Source organism: Gilliamella sp. X-23 (assembly GCF_057063545.1).
The window spans coordinates 56,689-80,056 of the sequence record NZ_JBXSQG010000004.1; the positions used below are offsets into that span (position 1 = coordinate 56,689).

Here is a 23,368-nt window from a genome sequence, read left to right on the forward strand (position 1 = left end):
ATATAATGCAAATTATTTTACTCGACAAAGTTGCTAATTTAGGCAGCTTAGGTGATCAAGTTAATGTTAAAGCGGGTTATGCGCGTAACTTCCTGATCCCACAAGGTAAAGCAGTATCAGCGACTAAAAAGAACATCGAATTCTTTGAAGCTCGTCGTGCTGAATTAGAAGCAAAACTTGCTGAAACACTAAAAGCAGCTGAAGAACGCGTTGCACAAATCAATGCGCTTGGTAAAGTAACCATTACTTCTAAAGCTGGTGATGAAGGCAAACTATTTGGTTCAATCGGTACTCGTGATATCGCTGATGCCGTTAAAGCTCGTGGTATTCAAGTATCAAAAAGCGAAGTTCGCTTACCAAATGGTGTACTGCGTACTACTGGTGAACATGAAGTGTTCTTCCAAGTACACAGCGAAGCATTTGCTAAACTTATTGTTGATATTATTCCTGAATAATTATCCAACAATAAATACCAAAAAACCCGTTCAAGTGACGGGTTTTTTATTATTTATTTTACAATGATTGATTTACCTCTACCTCGAATATCTGATACAGCTTCGGGCTTATTATTCGTGATTTTTATAGCTTGAATATCACCGCTAAAATCTTGCTGCTTAAACTGATAACCCATTTGTTTGAGTTGATCTTTTAAATCTTCTGGTACTTTATTTTGAAAACGCTCAATAAAGATAAGATTAGTTGGTAATAATTGATGATGATAACGCGGAGCATCTACTGCTGCTTGTAATGACATATGATTATCAAAGACATTAGTCACCACTTGAAAGATCGAAGTAAAAATCCTTGAACCGCCCGGCGTACCAATAACCATTGCAACATCATTATTTTTAATAAATATACTTGGCGTCATAGAAGATAAAGGGCGTTTATTTGGCTCAATTGCATTAGCATCTTTGCTCACAACACCAAACTGATTAGCGACACCTGGTTTACTACTAAAATCATCCATTTCATTATTTAGAATGATACCAGTGCCTTCTATTACAACAGCAGATCCAAACCAACCATTAAGTGTATAAGTATTCGATGCGGCATTGCCCCATTTATCCACAATCGAAAAATGCGTTGTCTGTAATTTTTCGCGATTATTGTCTAAACCAGGTTTAACTTGTTCAGTAATCGAAATAGCTTTTGGATTAACTTGTTTCGCTCTCTGCGCTAAATAATTAGTATCAATCAATTCAGTGACAGGTACAGAGATAAAATCAGGATCTCCCATATATTCGGCTCGATCGGCAAAAACACGTTTTTCTATTTCTGCTAATAAGTGAATATATTGTGGTGAATTCACTTTTACATCTTTGAAATCATTAGCGAGATCTTGTTTCATTAATAAAAGTTGAATTAAACCAACGCCACCTGAGCTTGGCGGTGGAGCAGTAACAATCTGCATATCATGCCAGTTAGCAACTAACGGAGCTCGCCATTTAGCCTGATAATTTGCCAAATCGTTTTCAGTAATTAAACCGTCATTTTTTTCCATCTGTTGTGCGATTAATTTAGCAGTTTCGCCTTTATAAAATCCGTCACTACCTTGGTTTGCAATACGCTCTAATACTTTACCAAGTTCGGGCTGTTTAAACACCTTTTCAGCTTGCATAGCACCAAAGTATTGCTTAAAGTGACCATTAGCAGGTGCAAGCTCGGCAGCTTCTTGATAACGTTTAACTAACTGTTTATCTACGGTAAACCCTTCATTAGCAAATCGAATAGCTGGTGCCATTACCTCTTTCCAAGATAATTTACCAAAACGTTGATGCACCGCCCACATACCGGCAACGGTTCCCGGTACTCCCGATGCTTTGTAAGAATATAAACTTAAATTAGGGATCACATTTTTATGATCATCAAGATACATATCTTTATCAGCTTTGCTTGGTGCAACTTCACGATAATCAATAAAATAAGGCTTACCGTTCATCCAAAGGGTCATAAAACCACCCCCACCAATGTTACCCGCTTCAGGATAAGTAACAGCAAGAGCAAATGCGGTAGCCACAGCAGCATCAGCTGCATTTCCACCTTTTTTTAAAATTTCTTGTGCAGCAATGGCACCATAAGAATCGGGCGAAGCAACTGCGCCAGCTTCTAATTTTTGTGTTACGTTTTCAACAGCAAGTACTTGTTGGCTTATCAGTAAAAATAAAATAAAGTAGCAATACTTTATCAATTTACGTTTAAGATAAAACATTTTGCACCTCCTAATTAAAGTATTATTTATCGTACCCACTTAACAGCAAAATACATGAATCACATTAATAAATCATGTAACAATCGGTTAAGGGGAATCATCAATATAGCATAGAAAATAAAAATGTTGAGCAAATATTGATCAGCCAGCTTTACTCAATAGAGGCTGATAATTTAATATGCAATGCAATCGATGATAATAAAACTCATCTACATAGAGCAGCCAATCTATCTTATTTGTTGAACATAGGTAAGAAATAATTATTTGCTGGAAAATGTTATTAAGAGGTGTCAAGGATGATGTATTTTCTTAACATAATTTGCCTTAAAAAACATAATCCGTTTAAATAAAGCTGATTTTTGTAAAAAAGTTTCGGGATTCTATACCGTTTCGTGGTTAATTAATACTTCACCGTATCTCATTTGTTAATACATGTAATAACCATCGTATAAATCAATGCCTGAATTATTATAAAAATTGAGCATAAACATAACAATTCATTGTTTGAACTTTATATTTTATTAGAAATAATCATTAAAAGATAATAAAGTATTAACGCAATGAATTTATAATGAAAAAATTAAGGGAATAAACAATGAAAAAAAAATTTTTAACCGTATTGATTGCTGGATTTTTGATGATTGGCTGTGATGACAAACCAACCGAAAACAAAACGCAACAACCCACAGCAACTTCAGAGGCTAAACCTTCTGATTCTAAAAAGACTGAAGATGTTTCACGGCAATTTGCACTGAAAGCACGTAAAGGTAATATATGGCTAGAGGTTTTTAATGCTAATGTCTCCCAAGCTGCAGATGAATTAAGAGGGAATGGGCGTGGCAAGATGACTTCTTCTCTTTATCATCTTGATAGCAGAGTTAAGGATTTTTTAAGAGGTCTCAGTGATAAAAACGGTAAAATTGATGTCAATCGAGTGAAAAAAAATCCAACGAAACTTTTTATCGGCTCTCACCCAGAACCAAAGGAGCTTGATGAATATAAACAATTGATTACTGAGTTATTAGCATTTAAACCAGAGTTACCCGAACTTGATGCCGCAGGCAAAGCATTAAGTGATAAATACGTTGAAATAGGATTAGCTTATGACCAGATAGCTAAATATTATTTAGATAATGAGTACAAATTGGATGACTTTGCCAAATTACCTGAACTGTTAAATAATTTGAACACGCTTTATAACCAATATGTTGAAGCAAAAAGTGTGGCTTTAGCAGCTTATGGTAAATTATATAAAGAAATCCATGCATTTCAAAAATCAGAAATAAAAAACAAAGGGTTAACACTTAACTACAATTGCATGGAAATCATGGATTTATCTGAAGATGTTATCGATTTAATCAATGAAAGTTTTAACGAAGACAACCAGTTTAAAAATCTCGATAAATCAGCCCTTGAACAAAAAATTCAACAAATAGAATCCATAGCCAATGAATTAATGACGAATAAAGGCAAAAATAAATTGATTAAACAACAAGGTTTAAACGATATGTATTATGACCGTTTTGTTGATCGTTTACCTGGATTGATTAATCAAATGAAAGTAGTTTTAAAAAATTTACAGACCAATACTGTAGAAAGAGAAGTTGATTCTTTGAATGGGGAACTTAAAAGTGTAATTGACGGCTATAATCAAGTAATCAATTAAAAATAGATAAACATCGTTTCATTGCTAACATTTTAGTCATTATCAATGACAATAAATAGTGGTATAAATAACAACGGTGTAAATATTACACCGTTTGCAATGCATGAATTTTAGTTAAATAACCATCTGCATATCATTATGTAGTTGGTTATGTAGATGAATGCAAATAGAACTCAATACTTAATATGCGTTGATATTCATTTTTCTATTTTGTGCTGCCGATGAAACTGCGCCAATAAAAACCACATCACTTGACGAATTTAATGCAGTTTCAACCGAATCTTGAATCACGCCGATAGCAATTCCAATGCAAATCACTTTAGCTGAAATTTCGTTAGGAATACCAAACATACTACACGCGACAGGAATAAGCAGTAAAGATCCCCCCGCAATTCCCGATGCCCCACAAGCACATACTGAAGTTACAACACAAAGTAATACTGCAGAATAGATATCAACATGTATACCAGCACTAGCCGGCATTGAATTAACCGTGGCTAAAGTTAAAACCGTTATAGTAACAGCAGCACCCGACATATTAATTGCAGCGCCTAATGGCACAGCAACGGTATAGGTATCTTCATCCATGTTATATTTCTTACAGATTCCCATATTGACAGGAATATTTGCTGCCGAGCTACGTGTAAAAAAAGCAGGAATCGCACTTTCTTTTAAAGCAGTGAATACTAGTGGATATGGATTCTTTCGCATAACTAGATAAGCTAGTAATGGATTGATAACCAATGCAACAATCGCCATGCAAGAAACTAATACAATTAATAAATGAGCATATTTTTTCAGCTCATCAAAACCTGTTTCGGCTAATGTTGAAGCGACAAGTCCAAATACACCCAAAGGCGCAAATCGGATAATAATTCTGACAATAAATGAAATAGCATAAGACAGATCATTCATCATTGTTTTAGTGCTTTCACTAGCGTGCCTTAGTGCCAGACCAATACCAACACCCCAAACAATAAGACCAATATAATTCGCATTTATTAGTGCATTGACAGGATTGTCAATCATCTTTCCAAGTAAGGTTTTTAATACTGCGGTAATATCACTTGGTGGAGTAAGTTCAAGATTATTTAGCGTATCACCAAATGAAATTTGTGACGGAAACGAAAAACTGACAATGGTTGCCAATAATGCAGCTAACATCATGCCAACAAGATAAAGAGAAATTAACGGCCGCATATTGGCTTGTTTACCATGTTGGTGATTAGATATCGAGGAAACGACTAAGATAAGCACAAGAACAGGGGCAACTGATTCTAAGGCATTAATAAATAATCCACCCAATAATGACATATTCAGCGCCGTATCTTTAGATACAGCAGCAAGAGTAATGCCCAAAATTAAACCCAACAAAATCTGTGGTATCAATCCTAATTTAAAATAAAAACGAATCAAAGGATTAGATGATTGTGTCATACTACTTTCCTGTTTATTAAAGACAAATTTAGAACCTTAACATATTTGAATAGTAAATTTATACAAAAAATCATAATAATAAGCTTTTTTTATATATTACTTAGTATGATGATTAAATTTAATTATTCGTTTTTACATTCAAAATATTGTCATCATTCTTAATTGACTTTAAAAAAACAATATCAGCTAAATCTTACCATTTAGCATGCAATTTAAGTAGATCTCCCAAATTTCTGTCACTTTTAAATAAAGTATATATTTTAATAACACAGGTAAAATTTGAACAATGCAAACGAGGGAATTTCACCCTCGTTTTATTTTGCTCTACAAGCGCTAACTAATTTCAGCTATTGCATCCCCAGCATTAATATAATCGCCTTCTTGGATAGTTCTTTTTAACGTGCCACCTCGGTGTGCAATGACTTGAACTTCCATCTTCATAGCTTCCATAATCGCAATAACATCCCCTTCATTTACGCTTTGATGGTCATTAACTACCCATTTAAAAAGGTTACCTGAAACAGGTGATAGGACAATCAAATCAGATAATGTTTCTTTCACGCAGGAAGATGCATCTAAACTATCATCCTTTTTCAAGGAAAATCCAGCCAAGAGCTGTGCAGGTAAACCCAGCTTACAACGCTTACCGTCAATTTCGATAAAAGTGTGTGTTAAGGTCACTGCTTTTTGTGGTATTTGCCTTTTGGCTGGCTCTATTGTTGCAGTAAATTCTGTTTCAATCCAACGGGTATGCACATTAAAATCATCACAAAAATCAGGATGTTCAATAACCGCGCGATCAAATGGTAAAACACTTGCAACTCCCTCAATGGCAAATTCAGCCAACGCACGGCGAGCCCTTGCTATAGCATGCTCACGATTATTGCCAACAACAATCAATTTTGCCATCAGCGAATCAAACGTTGCAGGGATCGTTGAGCCCGTTACCACCCCACTGTCTAGACGTACGCCTGGGCCTGATGGCGCATCAAAACGTGTAATGGTACCAGCCGCAGGTAAAAAACCGTTAGCGGCATCTTCGGCATTGATACGAAACTCAATAGCATGTGATCGAGGGGTCGGTGTTTTATCAATACTAAGAGGTAAACCTTGAGCGATACGCAGTTGTTCAGCAACAAGATCAATGCCGGTTGTTTCTTCTGTTACTGGGTGTTCAACTTGTAATCGCGTATTGACTTCTAGAAAAGACAACTTACCATCTTGGCTGAGTAAAAACTCAACCGTCCCCACACCAACATAGTTCGCTTTAGCACAAATCGCAATTGATGCTTGCGTAATTTGCTGGTTTAACTGCTCGCTGATAAAAGGAGCTGGAGATTCTTCAATTAATTTTTGATTACGACGTTGTAATGAACAGTCACGCGTACCGACCACAACAATATGACCTAATTTATCAGCAATCACTTGCGCTTCGACATGCCGAGGATTATGCAAAAATTGTTCTAAAAAACACTCGCCACGCCCAAAAGCGGCTGTAGCTTCGCGCACTGCTGAATGATAAAGTTCTTCAACTTCATCCATTTGCCAAGCAACTTTTAAACCACGTCCACCGCCACCAAATGCGGCTTTAATGGCAATAGGTAAGCCATAGGTGTGGGCAAATTCTACTGCCTCTTTGACATCTTTTACGGGATCTTTGGTACCAACCACTAAAGGTGCACCCACTTGTAATGCAAGCTGTCTGGCTTTAACTTTGTCGCCTAATATTTCGATCGTTTCAGGATTGGGTCCAACCCAAATTAAGCCTGCATCTTGTACAGCTTTTGCAAATTCAACGCGTTCAGATAAAAAACCATAACCAGGGTGCACCATAGTTGCCCCTGATTTTTTGGCTATTGCAATAATTTTATCGATATCTAAATAGGTTTCACATGGTATATTACCGGCTAGCCCATAAGCTTCATCAGCCATTTGTACATGAAGAGCATCAATATCGGCATCAGCATAAATCGCAATAGATAAAAACCCCATATCACGGCAAGCACGTATAATACGTACGGCAATTTCGCCACGGTTAGCAATCAAGACTTTATGCGTTATTATTTGATTATTGTCAGACATGATCAACATCACTCCCTTCAAATTCTTTAAACATCCCTATAGGATTCAATTTTATTTTGGTATTGACTGGAATTTGACCGGCCAAATCTAAATGATACTTACACACAGCACCAATAACAGGATAGCCACCAGTTAAAGGATGATCATTTAAAAATAACACTGGTTGTCCATTAGCGGGAATTTGGATAGCCCCAATGCAAGTCCCTTCACTCGGTAACTCTTGTTGTTTTTCGCGGCTTAATGGTTGTTCTCCAGATAAGCGCAAGCCAATACGATTAGAAGCCGGCGTCACTTGCCATAGCTGTGAAATAAGAAGTTCAACAGCTTGCTGAGTAAACCAATCGGTGCGCGGTCCAAGCACGATATCTAATACCACAACATCACCACTAGTAGGGTAATTAATAACAGGTATTTCAGTTAATGAAACAGGGTTTAACACTTTTGCTTGCTTAACTGCCAGTGTTTGACCCACTTTTAGTGGCAATGGCCCAACTTGTGCAAGGGTATCAAAAGAACAACTAGTCAAAATAGGCGCCACTTGAAAACCACCGCGCACTGCAAAATAACTACGAACGCCACATTTTACATTACCTAAACGGATAATATCACCTGATTCTAATTGAATCGGCTGATACATCGGTGCGGTATAGGTTTCGTTTTTCGCGGTGGTTATTGTGATCTCACATAAAGCCCCCGTCACTGCAACCAACATGGCGCTGTTTATTTGAGCACTAAAACCACCTTGTGTAATTTCTAACGCAGGTTCATTAATGGGGTTTCCTACCACACGGTTAGCACTATGTAATGCGCTTTTATCCATAGCACCTGATTCAGAAATACCTAATGTAGCTTGCCCTACTCGACCATTGTCTTGGAACAGCGTTTGCAGCCCTGTTGCTAATACTGTTATATCTTGTTGTTGGCAAGCAAAATCATCCGGTTTTTTCGATTTGGGTAAATAATAAGTAGTCTGCGATTGACTCGCATCCACAAAATGAACCCGAGTACCGGGTTTGAACAGCGCTGGCTCATCACGATAAATGTCCCAAACTGCCGTATCAGTAATACCAATCAGCTGCCAACCACCAGGGCTAGCCTGTGGGTAAACACTACTAAACTCACCAGCTAAAGCAACCGATCCAGCAGGAATACGAACGCGGGGCGATTGTCGGCGTGGTACATTAAGCTGAGCTGTTTTAGATACCATATAAGCAAAGCCTGGAGCAAAACCACAAAACGCCACTTGATACTCGTTATTGGTGTGCCTTGCAATCACCTCGGCAACGGTTATACCAAGGTAGTCTGCCACTTGGGATAAATCTTCGCCATTATAACGCACCGGTATTGTCACCAACTCACCAGACTGCATCACGCTTGCCGAAATATCTAGTTGAGCAATATGCTTAGCAAGCGTATTGGCATTAGTCGTAATGGGATTGTAACGGATCAATACGGTTCGCGCTGCGGGGATTATCTCTTCGATATGCCAATCAGCAAAAACACCTTGAAGCACATCTGTGAGAGCCATGGTTTGCTCAAGGCTATTTAATTCTACAATAAGCGCATCGACATTAACGGGTAAAAATCGCATTAAACACCTCGATATATGGTCAATATCCAATTACTAAAAACACTTATTTTATGTTGTTTTGTTATATTAGCGACCAAATTTATAGCCACTTAACAACATATTGTCTAATCATATTTCAATTTTTGTTGTTAATTGAATTTATTTTTACAAATATTTAACTAACCTAGCGATTATTAGCCTTAGCAAACGGGCCTATATTGATGCCATTTTGTTGTAATTTTTCTCGGACTTTTTGCGCCATAGCCAAAGCGCCGGCACTATCACCATGAACACAAATCGAACCGGCATCAATACGCACAAACTGCCCCTCGATAGCAGTTACACCACCCTCATTAACCAATTGCAACATACGGTCAGCAACGAACTCGGGATCGTGCAACACAGCGCCCGCTTCTTTACGAGACACTAACGTACCATCGGCATGATATGCCCTATCAGCAAAAGCCTCGGCAACCACACGCAAGCCGTTTTCTTTGGCCCACTCAATGAGTTTTGAGCCCGCAAGCGCAACTAAAATCAGTGTTGAATCAACCGAACAAAGTGCATCAATCACTGCCATTGCCTGACGCTTATCATGCGCAATTGTGTTATATAATGCGCCATGAGGCTTAACATAACTCACCTTAGCACCCATTGAAGCGGCTAACCCTTTTAGTGCACCAATTTGATAAATCACATCTGCGGTTAATTCATCGGCGGCTATATCCATATTACGACGGCCAAAACCAACTAAATCAGGATAACCGACATGAGCACCGATTTCGACATGATTAGCTTTGGCCGCTTTTAATGTCTTTAAAATACCCGCTGGCGATCCGGCATGAAATCCGCAAGCAATATTGGCACTGCTAACAACTTTTAGCATTGCCTCATCATTTCCCATCTGCCATTGACCAAAGCTCTCGCCAAGGTCACTGTTTAAATCAATACATTTAGTGATTGTCATATTGTCCTCTATTTTAAATAGTTAAAAATAGTAGCGACCGACATTATGCCCATATACCAAGTAATTGCACACACAACTACACCTGACAGCAATAACCATCTTGGATAATGATATCCAGACATAAGATCAGCTCTTCGCCAACCAATATACACAAAAATAGTCAAACCAAGCGGTAACACTAAACCATTAAAGCCACCGGCAAAAACGAGTAATGATGCTGGTGCTGTCCCCATAGCTAAATAGACCACAAGCGAAACAACAATAAAAATAATAGTGGCAAATTGGCGTTGTTTGTCTGTAATTGTTCGTTTAAAAGGGGTAATAAAAGTCATTGAAGTATAAGCCGCTCCAATAACACTGGTAATAGCTGCCGCCCATAAAATTAAACCAAAAAGACGTAATCCAAACTCGCCTAAAGCAGCCTGAAAGGCTTGCGATGCTGGGTTGGCGGCATAACTTGAAATATCAATTGTCACACCACTTGCCACTACACCTAAAATGGCTAAAAACAAAATATAGCGCATCAAACCCACAACAATAATCCCTTTGGTTGCCGCACCTGAAACATAATCAATATGCTCAACACCAACCATGCCTTTATCAAGTAAACGGTGAGCACCAGCATAAGAAATATACCCCCCAACCGTTCCCCCAACAATAGTAGTAATCGAGGCAAAATTAACATCACTAGGTAAAACTGTCTCTTTTAACGCTTGACCAACTGGCGGATGTGATGCAAACACCACAAATAATGTCAAAATAATCATTAATAAACCAAAACCAATCATCAATCGATCAATAAAATTACTCGCTTTACGTGACGAAAAGATATAAACCGCTAAAAGCGCACTAATTGCCCCACCCCATTTAGGATCAAGCCCAACTAGTGCATTTAAACCTAACCCAGCACCAGCAATATTACCAATATTAAATACTAATCCACCAAAGATAATCAGCACCGCTAGCAAATAACCGCTAAATGGAATCGTTGCATTAGCAATATCTGACGAATTCATTTTGGTTAATGCCACCACTCGCCAAATATTTTGCTGAACAACAAAATCGATAATAATAGATGCTAAAATACCAAAACCAAAAGCAGTGCCAAGTGTAACGGTAAACGTGGCCGTTTGAGTAATAAACCCTGGGCCAATTGCTGATGTCGCCATTAAAAAAATGGCACTGATTAATGAAGCACGCCGATCTTTAACAAAAGCAACGGTACTACTGTTATGATTTTGCATATGCATGTCTCCTCTTGATTTGTTCTTACAATTATTAATACAACTGCCCTATTAGCGACTTTCAACTATGTTAGTTTCAATGACGCTTGCTTAAAAATAATGCAAGCATCATGCCATAGTACATGTTGTCCATTAACAAAAGGCACTATCATCACTGTTTCTAAGCAAAAATACTAATTAAAAATAATTATAATTGCCTATCATTGAGGCATAAAAATGAATAAACAGCGCTTAACAGACTAATTTGCACCAAAAGTGAGCATAAAAAAAACGTAACTTACGTTTAAAAGTTATCATAGAAGACTAACACTTTAACGCATCGATAATCAACTTAAAGACATTCGAATGCCCTTTGCGGCTTGGGTAATAAAGATAAAAAGAATCATATGTAATGGCAAACTCGGCTAATAACTCAACCAATTGGCCCGACGCCAATTCCTGTTCAATACCAGAACGAGCAAGCCAAGTAATACCCAAACCATCTAAAGCTGCTTGTTTACGCAAATGATTGTTAACCATAAATTGCGAATGTGGATGGTATTTAACCATTTTGCCTGCTTCCAAAAACTCCCATGGCAATTCTGTACCATGCTCAGAAGATATCCGCATACCAATTAAACGATGCTTGTCCAAATCTTTAACACATATTGGTAAAGCCTTCGCTTGTAAATAGTTGGGGCTAGCTACTAAAGCCATTTTTAAAGGAGGCGATATCTTAACAGCGATCATCTCTTTAGCAATATCACTCCCTAAACGGCATCCCATATCAAATCCCTGCTTAACAATATCCGCCCAACTATTATCAGCTTGAATTTCAACTTTAATTTGTGGATAACGAGGTAAAAAATCGCGTAATTTAGGGTATATAATCTGTTCAACAGCAATACTTGGAGCATTAATTCGGATCGTTCCTGAAGGTGTATTAATAAAATGGTTTAACGCATCAACCTCTTGATGGATCGAATCAAATAACGGTGAAATTTTCCGGAATAACTGTTCTCCGGCCTCGGTGAGTGACACATTACGCGTGGTACGATTAAATAGGCGCAGGTTTAAGCGAGTTTCTAAATTTCGCATACTATGACTTAGCGCTGATGAAGTAATCCCCAATAATTGCCCTGCTTTAACAAAGCTAGAAGTCTGTGCCACAATAATAAAGTAATTTAACTCATTTAGGTTATACACAATCAGCCCCTATTAGTGAATTTAATTCACTACACTATAAAATACCTCCCCATTTATCTCAATAAAAGCCCTCGCTAAACTATCAACAAATCATAGCCAAAGAGTAAGCAACAGGCAAAATAGGAGAGGAGCATGACAAAAGAAGTGATTGTATTAAGTGGATCCGGTGCTATAGGTATTGCGATTGTCAGACGCATAGCAATAGGCAAACAACTCCTATTAGCCGACCTAAACCCAGAACACGCCGAAAAGCAAGCACAACAACTGCGCAATGCGGGATTTAATGTACACACCACCGCTTGCGACGTGTCAAACCCACAATCGGTCGACAAATTAGTCGAAACAGCCACAAAACTAGGCAAAATAATGGGCTTAGTCAACACTGCTGGGGTATCGCCATCGCAAGCATCTGCCGCACAAATCTTCAACGTTGACTTATACGGCAACGCCCTATTATTGGACGCTTTTAGTCCTGTCATGGCAAAAGGCAGTTCAGCGTTAGTCATTGGATCACAATCTTCACACCGCCTAGCACCTCTAACACAAGAACAAACTAAAGCTTTAGCCTTAACCCCGACCGAAGCTTTGCTTGATTTACCATTTATAAAAAACGTCAACGATACCTTAAAAGCCTATCAACTAGCCAAACGCGGCAACGCCATAAAAGTACAAGTGGAAGCGGTCAAATGGGGACATCATGGTGCCAGAATAAACTGCATTAGCGCAGGCATAATCCACACCCCTTTAGCAAACGACGAACTCAATGGTGACCGAAAAGATTTTTATCGCAATATGCTAAAACAACTCCCAGCAGGTCGGGGCGGCACACCTGACGAAATTGCCAATCTTGCCGAATTCATCATGTCAGACAAAGGCACCTACATAACGGGCAGTGACATATTAATTGATGGCGGCGCCACGGCAAAATATTGGTGGGATAATAACAATTAATTTTAAATGAAATGATATTATCTGAAGGAATAAATCATGTATGAATAAGGTGGTTTTTGTTTAAAAACACCCAAGAAAAAACTTTAATAAAATCAACACCTTTTCTGACTGATTTTTGGGCGGAAAATCAGGCCTTTTTTGTTTTGGTGAATAGGATGGATTGGGTGCGGTGGTTTCGGACGTTTTGACCTTGGGTGGACAAAATAGCTACAGTGACCACGTCCGAGCTAAGGGAATTAAAGCGAATTCCCTTAGCAATCCCGCGCTTTGGCTGCAGAATGTGGCCTGCGGCTGCCCTCCGCCGCCGCTCGGTCTTAACGCACCGGCTATGATTCGCTCCCGGCGAAGCATAGCCTCGCCAAACGTCCTGTTTGGCGTGCTAACCTCGCTCTGTTGTCGGCACATTCTGACGCCGGAATAGGACAAACAACATAACCATTGTTTTTGGGATGGGTATTGTGTTTTTATAAGGCGGTTTTTGTTAAAAAACAGCTAGAAAAAACTTTAATAAAATCAATACCTTTCCTGACCGATTTTTTGGCGGAAAATCAGGCCTTTTTGGATTGGTGGATAGAATGAATTAGGTGCGGTGGTTTCGGACGTTTTGACCTTGGGTATACAAAATAGCGCTAGTGACCACGTCCGAGCTAAGGGAATTAAAGCGAATTCCCTTAGCAATCCCGCGCTTGGCTGCAGAATGTGGCCTACGGCTGCCCTCCGCCGTCGCTCGGTCTTGACGCACCGGCTATGATTCGCTCCCGGCGAAGCATAGCCTCGCCAAACATCCCTGTTTGGCGTGCTAACCTCGCTCTGTTGTCGGCACATTCTGACGCCGGAATAGGACAAACAACATAACCATCGTTTTTTGGAAGATATTATGTTTTTATAGTTATATAATTGATTTTATTTGAATTAACCGCCTACACGACGTTAAAGGTCACGATCAATAATTCGCAGCCGATGACGCCTTTCTAAACCGCCTACACGGCGTTAAAGCGAAGTTAAAGGGTTTTGGATGGATGATGCAATTTCTAAACCGCCTACACGGCGTTAAAGACAGAATTAAATTGATGTCATCGAATTGGGTATTTCTAAACCGCCTACACGGCGTTAAAGCTCACCGTCTTTTAGTGTCTGCCCATGTGATTTTTCTAAACCGCCTACACGGCGTTAAAGTCCCTAAACTATTTAAAGCAGAACAAGTAAATTTTCTAAACCGCCTACACGGCGTTAAAGTTGGAGAGGGACAAATTGAAGGCCCTGTAGGATTTCTAAACCGCCTACACGGCGTTAAAGAATGCAATAATAGCACTGGGTGTCGCTTGGGCTTTCTAAACCGCCTACACGGCGTTAAAGTCGGTAAGATTGCGGAAAAAGTGCGAGATAAATTTCTAAACCGCCTACACGGCGTTAAAGTAGAACTCAAGATTTGATAAATCTTGCTATATAAAGATAAACAACAATTTCATCTTTGAAAACCCTTTTTTTGAGGTGTTTTATAATTTATTGATTTTATTTAATTTTAAATTGTCGTAAAAAAAAGGGTTCGGAGCAGTTTTTATTCAAAAAGATGCTTAAAAAATAAATCAAATAAAATCAGTACCTTTTCTGACCGGTTTTTAGGTGATTAAATAGTTGTTATTAAAGCGCTCTATTCGCAGTTTTGTTAATTTATTGTATGTCGACGCTTTGCTTAGGTTGTGTAAGCGGTTGATTTTCCTTGAAAATACAAAAATAAAAACTTCAATAAAATCAATACCTTTCCTGACCACTTTTTGGATACAATTACATTGCTTTTTTACACAAAAACAACTCACAAAAAACACCTAAGGTTATGTTGTTTGTCTTGTTCCGGCGTCAGAATGTGCCGACAACAGAGCGAGGTTAGCACGCCAAACAGGGATGTTTGGCGAGGCTATTCTCCGTCAGGAACGGATAATAGCCGGTGCGTTAAGACCGAGCAACGGCGGACAAATTTGTCTGGAACAAATTTGAACATCTGAGCACAGCGAAGATGGCCTCGTAGAGGCGAGTATCAGGATGATACGAGTAGCGTAGCCGTAGGCCACATTCTGTAGCCAAAGCGTGGGTTGTTAGGGAATTCGCTTTAATTCCCTAACTCGGACGTGGTCACTGTGGCTATTTTGTTCACCAAAGGTCAAAACGTCCGAAACCTTGCCGTACTATAAATAGACCACAAACTTAAACCGCCACAGCGTAATCACTAGAATTGCCATCGACACTTCCAGCGTCGCCGGTGGGGGGCGGCGCGATTGTGGCTTCGCCGCAATAGCGCAACCCTAAGGGAAAATGCCCCAACTTGCGCGGGGGCGTTATTCTTTGTTAGATTGTCCTCTATTGACTCTTGACGCAAACAACGTTCCGCTTAAAGTTGGGGTCATTGTTGGGATCGTGTCGGAGGTCGATGTTGCCACTGTACGAGACCCAAGTGTAGCCATCCCAAGTGACTTTTCGGGTTGTCCAAGATCCTCCGATGAAGCCCGCATCAGCGTAGTGGTGCAGGTTGCCCCACTCCGCGAAAAAACCTGCACCCATGTGACGCATGTAACCATTAAAACCAGACAACGGCGGAGCGCCCTCAACATGATAATAACCAAAAGTTTCCTCCGCATTAGTTAATTCACCTAAATTAACAAGACGATAACCCACACTTCTACACCAAGCGGATTGGTGAGAAAAGGTATCAAGTTTATTACCCCGATGGACGAACCACTTCTTTAACACAAATCCATACCTCACCTCACTACCTCGACCATCCCTACCTACCAACTCAAAGGTCTGCGGTAAAGTTCGCAACGGAGTAAGCGGACCAGGATTACTTGAGTTTATTTGAGCATCAGTTGCCCTAGGACCATTTAACGTTACCCGTGTTACATAACTAGATTTATCAGTAATCCATCTATCTTCGTTTGTACCTTGGTTTGGTAATCTCCAACTCACCGTTGCCCATATATTACCATACGTGAAAACAGACCATGTCAACTGACTTCCATCGACTCCTGCAGGCATCTCTAAGTCAAAATACAACCCATCAGCACCCGTTGTAGGAAAATTTTGGCCATAAGATGATGGATTTGTCAATTGAGTTAGAAAGCCCTTCTTAGGATTCCATATGTCAGATGGGCCTGCGTAGCGAAGATTATCATTAGAAATGATGCCAGTAGTACCACCATATAACAAATTCGGCCTTGCCGACTGCACAAAGTAACAACTACCAGAAGAATCCGGCTTGATGTAATACTCTACAGTACTCATACTAAATGTACTTCTATTTGGCACACCATACTGTGTAGTTAAACTCCCCCCTGTACTAGTTAAGCTTACTTTATAAGGGGCACTACATTTACTTAATGTAACACGACGATTAACGATATTGCCATTCTTATCAGTAATATCTACCGATATACTCCCTGATGCAGTAACACCATTTGTACCCTGACCATCCCCATCATCATCCCCCCACTTCCCTTGGCTAATTAGACTATTTAAACCGGTAGATGTTGTACCCGACGGTATCACCATATGAATATCATTAAATGTGAAATTTCCATTAGGTAACATTATCGGATTTGTAGGACTCGATGTGTTAGTTGAAGGTGTGATAGTTCTACCATCTGGCAACTCGATTGCCAAAAAAGTATCCATATTAGTTGCCTTTGTCTGTCCTCCGTCGAATGTTAAATACGGCGGAGTACCTTCAATGACTCTTGATGTATGTGCCGTTAATGCCACTGAACTCTGTGTATATGACAATAACAACAATGACGCAAAGAATAATGCCGATTTAAATAACAATGAAGGTCTAAACCATAATGGCGGTTTGAATACTAATGGCAGTCTTAATAACCACTTGGATATCGACGATAATTTTGCCGAAGAGGTGGCCGATGACCTGACCAAAGCGGTTTCCGAGAATGTTGTCGAAGGACCCGCCGAAAACATCGCCTGAAAAAACCGCGATGACGGCGCCGATTTCGCTACGCGAAATGACCTCGGTGATGAAAATAAGAACTGTGTCTGATTTAGACTACGGTGAAATTGAAAAAGATTTTGGGCATAGGTTTGGCAGGCCAGATGCCAGATGCCAGATGCCATAAATGGTAACGCATTTCGATTGTCCTGTCAAGTAATTTTTTGTTTTATTTACACTTTTTATAATTGTCCGCTCGACTAACGAGCATTCCCTTGCTTTAAGGGCGATTAAATTATAACCGGTTGATTAATAATGCGCTACCTTTTTTGTTAAAAATTTGTAAAGTTTTGTTAATTGTGGGCGGTTAAACTTTTGGTGGCGTGTTTTGGGGAGTGGTTTTGGTGATGTTTTTTGGATAAAAAGCACCAAATAAAAACTTCAATAAAATCAATACCTTTCCTGACCAACTTTTGGTTAAATTTGAGAAGTTTGTTTGGTGGGGAGGTTGTCGATTTGTTGTTAAATTGATGTTATTATCTTGCTGCTTATTAATACAATGATAGGAATTATGTTGATAACATGGATATGCCGAGGTAGTCGGTTTACGTCAATGGATGGAAATCCGAAAAGCTGTGCTAGGATTATATTGCTACTCTTTATTTTCATTCTTGTTTTTGTTCCATTAACCCATTGCTTTGCGCAAGAAAGAGCCTACCGAAATAAAGGCGATTATCTCCTTTTTACGCCTAAAGTGGGGGATATCTATTTGTTTAATTTAGCGAATGTCGGAAGAAACGGTAACGATGATTCTAATGATTTTATTTATGATCTGTATCAAGAGAAGATCATTAAAATAGATGATTCTGATATTGATAACTTCAATACTGATAAGATTGGTAGATATCAAGACCTTTATGTGGGAATGAAGTTGTTAAGCTATAATTCAAGCAATTATGTCTACTCTGTTGCACTTTCGAATGTGGCTTATACTTCATTAAGCCAAGCTAAATCAAATCTTATTTTGTCGTCTTCTTATACTAGGCAGCATAATTCACTTGATGATCGGGAAATGGCTGACTTGCGTCAAAACGATATTATGACCGATGTCATTCGTCGATCTTTAGGTAAATCCGCTAAGAAGGATCCTTATTATTCTGTGTTTAAGCCGATGAAACATGATGTGTATTTAATTGATTTAGCTAAATTTAATACCTTTAATTATAAATACAGTAATGAGTTTAATCAGGATGATATCTATCAACAAAACCTGACTAATATAGATGGCGTAAGTACAGACGATTTTAATAAAGACGCGAAGAATAAGAGTAAGAAGATCTATGTTGGTATGAGGATGGATTTTTACAGTTTAAGAAACGATGATTATCAGTTTGCTGTTTCAAACTCAGGTTATACGTCGTTAAAAGAGGCTAAAATTAAGCTTCCCTCTTTTGATTATAATCGTTCTGATTTGACGATAAGTGGCAAGGCGGTAAGGTATATGATTAATCATGGTATCATTGTCGATAAAGTTCGCGAATCAGAATACCTGAGTAAAAAAGAAAATGATAATAAGAAGTAGTTACAAGATAATGCTAACCTTGTGGTCATATTCATAAAAATCAGGTAGTTGTTGATACCTGATTTTTGTTTGTATGCTAATTATGGTGATTAATCGTCACTATATCCTAAGCTGCGCAATGCTCGCTCATCATCCGCCCAACCCGCTTTGACTTTTACCCAAAGCTCTAGATGCACTTTGTTGTCAAAAAATGACTGCATATCTTTGCGGGCTTCGATGCCTATTTTTTTGATTTTTTCGCCTTTATTGCCGATGACCATTTTCTTTTGTCCATCGCGTTCAACTAAGATTAATCCATTAATACGATACATTCCGTTGCGTTCGTCTACTTTAAATTGTTCGATTTCAACAGTCACGGAATAAGGTAATTCATCACCTAAAAAACGCATAAGTTTTTCGCGGATGATTTCTGATGCCATAAAGCGTTGCGAGCGGTCGGTTATGTAATCTTCAGGAAAATGGTGTTCCCCCTCAGGTAAGTGTTTTTTGACGATATCTTTAATAATATCAACACCCTCTCCTTTTTCAGCGCTAATTGGTACAACATCAAGAAAGTTAACTTTTTGGCTGATCGTTTGAATATGCGGTAATAGTTGTGTTTTGTCAGTGACGTTGTCAATCTTATTAATCACTAGCAGAACTGGACTTTTGCAGTCTTTGAGTTTGTTGGCGACCATTTCATCATCGTCATTCCAATGAGTTCCTTCCACCACAAAAATCACTAGCTCCACATCGCCAATTGAGCTGCTTGCAGCACGATTCATTAAGCGGTTTATGGCTCTTTTTTCTTCTATATGAAGTCCAGGGGTGTCGATATAGATAATTTGGTCGTTATTCTGTGTGTCAATACCGACAATACGGTGCCTTGTGGTTTGTGCTTTACGTGATGTGATCGAGATTTTTTGTCCAAGTAATTGGTTTAATAGCGTTGATTTACCTACATTTGGTCGCCCAACAATGGCGACAAATCCACAATGTTGTGTTGTTTCTGTCATTTTATACCTAATTGGTTGAGTGCTTCTTGTGCAGCTAGTTGTTCTGCTTTTCGACGACTTAAGCCACGACCTAAATATTCGTGGTTATCATTGTCGATTTTGCATTGGACTAAGAATTCCTGTTCGTGGTTGTCACCCGTGACCTCAAGAATAAGATAGCACGGCCTTGGGCGGTGAGTGCCTTGTAAATATTCTTGTAGTCTTGTTTTAGCATCTTTTTGTTTTATGCCGGGTTGGATCTGGGTTAAGCGAGTTTCATACCACGATAAGATTAACTGTCGAATGATTTCAATATTGCTATCTAAGTAAATAGCACCAATAATAGCTTCGACCGTATCAGAAATAATCGATTCCCGACGAAATCCACCGCTTTTTAATTCCCCTTGGCCTAAGATGATGTGTTCACCCAATTGGAAGTTCTTGCCAATTTCAGCAAGTGTTTGCCCACAAACCAGTGTTGCACGCATTTGGCTTAGGTCACCTTCGTCTTGCTTGACAAAACGGTGATAGAGCTCATCTGCAATAACAAAACTTAAGATAGAGTCACCAAGGAATTCTAAGCGTTCGTTATGTTGTTTATTAGCGCTTCGGTGAGTAAGCGCTAATTCAAGTAGTGATAGATCTTGAAACTGATAACCAATTGATTGTTGAATTTGACTAAATTTTTTCATAATTATAGCTATTAATGTATACCACCAATACGACTAAAGCGAATTCCAGTAGGCCATTGATTAGGCTGTTTTTCAAAGCTCATCCAAATAGCAGTTGCTTTACCAACAAAGTTACCTTCAGGTACAAAACCAAAGTATCGACTGTCGCCACTGTTATCGCGGTTGTCGCCCATCATAAAGTAATGACCTTGTGGCACAACCCAAGTGGCTATAGGCTGACCATTTTGGCGGTAATAGTAATTTGGATCTTCTTGGGAACCTTGAGTGATTAGAATATTATGTGGTGTGTTGCCTAGAGTTTCTTGTTGAATATTTACATTCAATGTCACGATAGATTCAGAATCGACAATACCTTTGTCGGTATATTGATCTAAAGTATAGAAGCTAGGGGCAGATTTAAACTGTTCATGAACTTCTTTCCAATTGCTTGGTTTGAGTTCACTATAATGTAAATCAAGCGGCTGTGCTTGTTGCCCTACACAATTGGTATCGGTAATTTGGCACGCAGGGTAAATGACGATTCTCTTTTCTTTAACAAGATAGACGATTTTGTCACCCGGTAGACCAACTACACGTTTGATAAGATCCATTTTTGGGATACTTGGGTGTTTAAATACCGCTACATCACCGCGTTTAGGCTGTCCCGTTGGAATGATGACGGTGTTAGTAATAGGATCACGCAAGCCATAAGCGTATTTTTCAACAGCAATAAAATCGCCAACGAGCAACGTTTGCATCATTGATCCTGATGGGATTTGAAACGGCTCATATAAAAATGAGCGAATAACAAATACCACAAACAAAACGGGAAAAAACGATGATAAGTTTTCAACCCAACCTTTGGGTTTTCCAACTTCAGCAAGTATCTTTCCATCTATTTCGCCATTGCTTTGGGTGCGAATTTCTTCAACTTTTCGCTGCCTTGCGGGTTTCCATTTGAATTTTTCTAAAAACCAAAATATCCCGGTAATAAAAGTTGCTACTGTTAATGTGATGGCAAATGTTCCAGCCATTTTTTTCCCTCTTTAAATGAATCTTTTTATGGATTCGTTTTAATTAGTTAATCTTTTCCTACATGCAAAATCGCTAAAAACGCTTCTTGTGGTAATTCAACATTACCCACTTGTTTCATGCGTTTTTTACCTTCTTTTTGCTTCTGTAAAAGTTTCTTTTTACGACTTACGTCACCACCATAACATTTGGCCAATACGTTTTTACGTAGCTGTTTGACCGTTGATCGTGCAATGACATGATTGCCGATAGCCGCTTGAATGGCGATATCAAATAGTTGACGAGGAATAAGATCTTTCATTTTTTCGACTAATTCCCGCCCTCGATATGGTGCGTTATCTTTATGGGTGATTAAAGCTAATGCATCCACTCGCTCACCGTTGATTAATACATCCAATCTTACCATATCGGCAGCTTGGAATCGTTTAAAACTATAATCTAACGAGGCATACCCACGCGAAGTCGATTTGAGTTTATCAAAAAAGTCTAATACAACTTCAGTCATTGGAATTTCGTACGTTAAAGCAACTTGGTTACCATGATAAACCATGTTGGTTTGCACGCCACGTTTTTCAACGCATAGTGTGATGACGTTACCTAAATAAGTTTGCGGAACTAATATGTTACATTCAGCAATTGGTTCGCGTAATTCTTGGATGTTGTTTACTGCCGGTAATTTAGCTGGACTATCAACATAAATTGTTTCGTTCGATGTGGTTAGTACTTCATAAACAACTGTTGGCGCAGTAGTAATAAGATCAAGGTTGTATTCACGCTCTAAACGTTCTTGGATGATCTCCATATGCAGTAAGCCAAGAAAACCACAGCGGAATCCAAAACCTAAAGCGCCAGAATTTTCAGGCTCATAAAATAGTGAAGCATCGTTTAAACTTAATTTGCCAAGCGCATCACGAAAAGCTTCATAATCGTCAGAACTAGTTGGGAATAACCCAGCATAAACCTGCGGTTTAACCTTTTTAAAACCCGGTAATGGGGTTTGTGCAGGTGCTTTTGCTAAAGTTAAAGTATCACCTACTGGAGCGCCTAATATATCTTTGATAGCACAAACAACCCAGCCCACTTCACCGCAATGTAGGCATTGTTTGTCAACTTGTTTTGGGGTGAATATGCCAAGTCGATCAACGTTATAAGTCATGCCTGTGCTCATAACTTTGATTTTATCGCCTTTGTTTAATTCGCCATTTTTTATGCGAATTAATGAGACAACACCTAAGTAGTTATCAAACCATGAGTCGATAATTAGTGCTTGTAATGGCGCTGTTGAGTCGCCTTCTGGTGGTGGAATGTCGTTAACTAATTGTTCAAGTACATCAATAACACCAACACCAGTTTTAGCCGAACAGCGAACGGCATTGCTTGCATCAATGCCAACAATGTCTTCAATTTCGGCCGCTACGCGCTCTGGTTCAGCCGCCGGTAAGTCAATTTTGTTAAGAACAGGAACAACTTCAAGATCCATATCTAACGCGGTATAGCAGTTTGCTAGCGTTTGTGCTTCAACACCTTGCCCTGCATCGACAACTAATAATGCCCCTTCACAAGCAGCAAGCGAGCGCGAGACTTCGTAAGAAAAGTCAACATGGCCTGGTGTGTCGATAAAATTGAGCTGATAGGTTTCGCCATTTTTAGCATGATAATCAAGCGTGACACTTTGTGCTTTAATTGTGATCCCTCGCTCACGCTCAAGATCCATTGAGTCGAGCACTTGGGCTTCCATTTCGCGATCTGACAGTCCACCACAAATCTGAATGATGCGGTCTGAAAGTGTTGATTTGCCATGGTCAATATGTGCAATAATTGAAAAATTGCGGATATTTTTATTCATATTAATAAATTATAATAA

General features: G+C 39.1%; 16 protein-coding genes and 1 CRISPR repeat array. Of the genes, 4 read left to right on the top strand and 12 right to left on the bottom strand.

Translation table 11 applies throughout. The features are described 5' to 3' along the window. Nucleotides 1-5: 5 nt before the first annotated feature. Nucleotides 6-455, top strand: coding sequence for a 50S ribosomal protein L9 (rplI, locus tag ACYH9I_RS03930; RefSeq protein WP_065590871.1), 450 nt, complete (start codon nt 6-8; stop codon nt 453-455). A gap of 53 nt (nt 456-508) precedes the next feature. On the opposite strand, the gene ggt is transcribed toward rplI, so the two are convergent. Beyond that, nucleotides 509-2,212, bottom strand: a complete 1,704-nt coding sequence (ggt, locus tag ACYH9I_RS03935; RefSeq protein ID WP_483559095.1) for a gamma-glutamyltransferase — start codon at nt 2,210-2,212, stop codon at nt 509-511. 595 nt (nt 2,213-2,807) lie between these two features. On the opposite strand from ggt, the gene ACYH9I_RS03940 reads away from it, so the two are divergent. Then, nucleotides 2,808-3,878, top strand: a complete 1,071-nt coding sequence (locus ACYH9I_RS03940) for a DUF3829 domain-containing protein (RefSeq protein ID WP_483559097.1) — start codon at nt 2,808-2,810, stop codon at nt 3,876-3,878. 180 nt (nt 3,879-4,058) lie between these two features. Here ACYH9I_RS03940 and sstT read toward each other — a convergent pair whose 3' ends face one another. From sstT to ACYH9I_RS03970, 6 genes are all read right to left on the bottom strand, one after another. Next, nucleotides 4,059-5,315: a serine/threonine transporter SstT gene (gene sstT / locus ACYH9I_RS03945; RefSeq protein ID WP_483559098.1), complete on the bottom strand. Its 1,257-nt coding sequence runs from the start codon at nt 5,313-5,315 to the stop codon at nt 4,059-4,061. Between the two features lie 333 nt (nt 5,316-5,648). Beyond that, complete coding sequence (locus tag ACYH9I_RS03950) at nt 5,649-7,406, bottom strand: acetyl/propionyl/methylcrotonyl-CoA carboxylase subunit alpha (protein ID WP_483559099.1); 1,758 nt, start codon at nt 7,404-7,406, stop codon at nt 5,649-5,651. After that, nucleotides 7,390-8,988, bottom strand: coding sequence for a 5-oxoprolinase subunit B/C family protein (locus ACYH9I_RS03955; RefSeq protein WP_483559100.1), 1,599 nt, complete (start codon nt 8,986-8,988; stop codon nt 7,390-7,392). Before ACYH9I_RS03955 ends, ACYH9I_RS03950 begins: the two co-directional genes overlap by 17 nt. Before the next feature lie 163 nt (nt 8,989-9,151). Further along, on the bottom strand, nt 9,152-9,928 hold the full coding sequence (locus ACYH9I_RS03960; protein ID WP_483559216.1) for a LamB/YcsF family protein: 777 nt from the start codon (nt 9,926-9,928) through the stop codon (nt 9,152-9,154). A gap of 14 nt (nt 9,929-9,942) precedes the next feature. Then, the gene (locus tag ACYH9I_RS03965) at nt 9,943-11,184 is read right to left on the bottom strand and encodes an NRAMP family divalent metal transporter (RefSeq protein WP_425337782.1); all 1,242 of its coding nucleotides are present in this window, start codon (nt 11,182-11,184) and stop codon (nt 9,943-9,945) included. 297 nt (nt 11,185-11,481) lie between these two features. Next, nucleotides 11,482-12,363, bottom strand: a complete 882-nt coding sequence (locus tag ACYH9I_RS03970) for a LysR family transcriptional regulator (protein ID WP_483559102.1) — start codon at nt 12,361-12,363, stop codon at nt 11,482-11,484. Between the two features lie 132 nt (nt 12,364-12,495). On the opposite strand from ACYH9I_RS03970, the gene ACYH9I_RS03975 reads away from it, so the two are divergent. Then, nucleotides 12,496-13,314 (top strand): SDR family oxidoreductase, encoded by an 819-nt coding sequence (locus ACYH9I_RS03975; RefSeq protein WP_483559104.1) that lies wholly within the window; start codon nt 12,496-12,498, stop codon nt 13,312-13,314. 908 nt (nt 13,315-14,222) lie between these two features. Further along, nucleotides 14,223-14,730: direct repeats of the CRISPR family, unit length 28 nt; unit sequence TTTCTAAACCGCCTACACGGCGTTAAAG. A 939-nt stretch (nt 14,731-15,669) separates the two neighbouring features. Here the strand turns inward: ACYH9I_RS03975 and ACYH9I_RS03980 are convergent. Continuing rightward, on the bottom strand, nt 15,670-17,430 hold the full coding sequence (locus ACYH9I_RS03980; protein WP_483559105.1) for a hypothetical protein: 1,761 nt from the start codon (nt 17,428-17,430) through the stop codon (nt 15,670-15,672). A gap of 386 nt (nt 17,431-17,816) precedes the next feature. Between ACYH9I_RS03980 and ACYH9I_RS03985 the strand changes: the two genes are divergently transcribed. After that, nucleotides 17,817-18,827, top strand: coding sequence for a hypothetical protein (locus tag ACYH9I_RS03985; protein ID WP_483559107.1), 1,011 nt, complete (start codon nt 17,817-17,819; stop codon nt 18,825-18,827). A gap of 89 nt (nt 18,828-18,916) precedes the next feature. Here ACYH9I_RS03985 and era read toward each other — a convergent pair whose 3' ends face one another. Genes era through lepA form a run of 4 tightly spaced genes read right to left on the bottom strand, consistent with a single transcriptional unit; the run spans nt 18,917 to nt 23,350 of the window. After that, complete coding sequence (era, locus tag ACYH9I_RS03990; RefSeq protein WP_483559108.1) at nt 18,917-19,822, bottom strand: GTPase Era; 906 nt, start codon at nt 19,820-19,822, stop codon at nt 18,917-18,919. After that, nucleotides 19,819-20,496: a ribonuclease III gene (gene rnc / locus ACYH9I_RS03995; RefSeq protein ID WP_483559218.1), complete on the bottom strand. Its 678-nt coding sequence runs from the start codon at nt 20,494-20,496 to the stop codon at nt 19,819-19,821. The genes era and rnc overlap by 4 nt, the downstream gene beginning before the upstream one ends. 8 nt (nt 20,497-20,504) lie before the next feature. Then, the gene (gene lepB, locus ACYH9I_RS04000) at nt 20,505-21,506 is read right to left on the bottom strand and encodes a signal peptidase I (RefSeq protein WP_483559110.1); all 1,002 of its coding nucleotides are present in this window, start codon (nt 21,504-21,506) and stop codon (nt 20,505-20,507) included. A gap of 47 nt (nt 21,507-21,553) precedes the next feature. After that, nucleotides 21,554-23,350, bottom strand: coding sequence for a translation elongation factor 4 (lepA, locus tag ACYH9I_RS04005; RefSeq protein WP_483559112.1), 1,797 nt, complete (start codon nt 23,348-23,350; stop codon nt 21,554-21,556). Between the last annotated feature and the right edge of the window lie 18 nt (nt 23,351-23,368).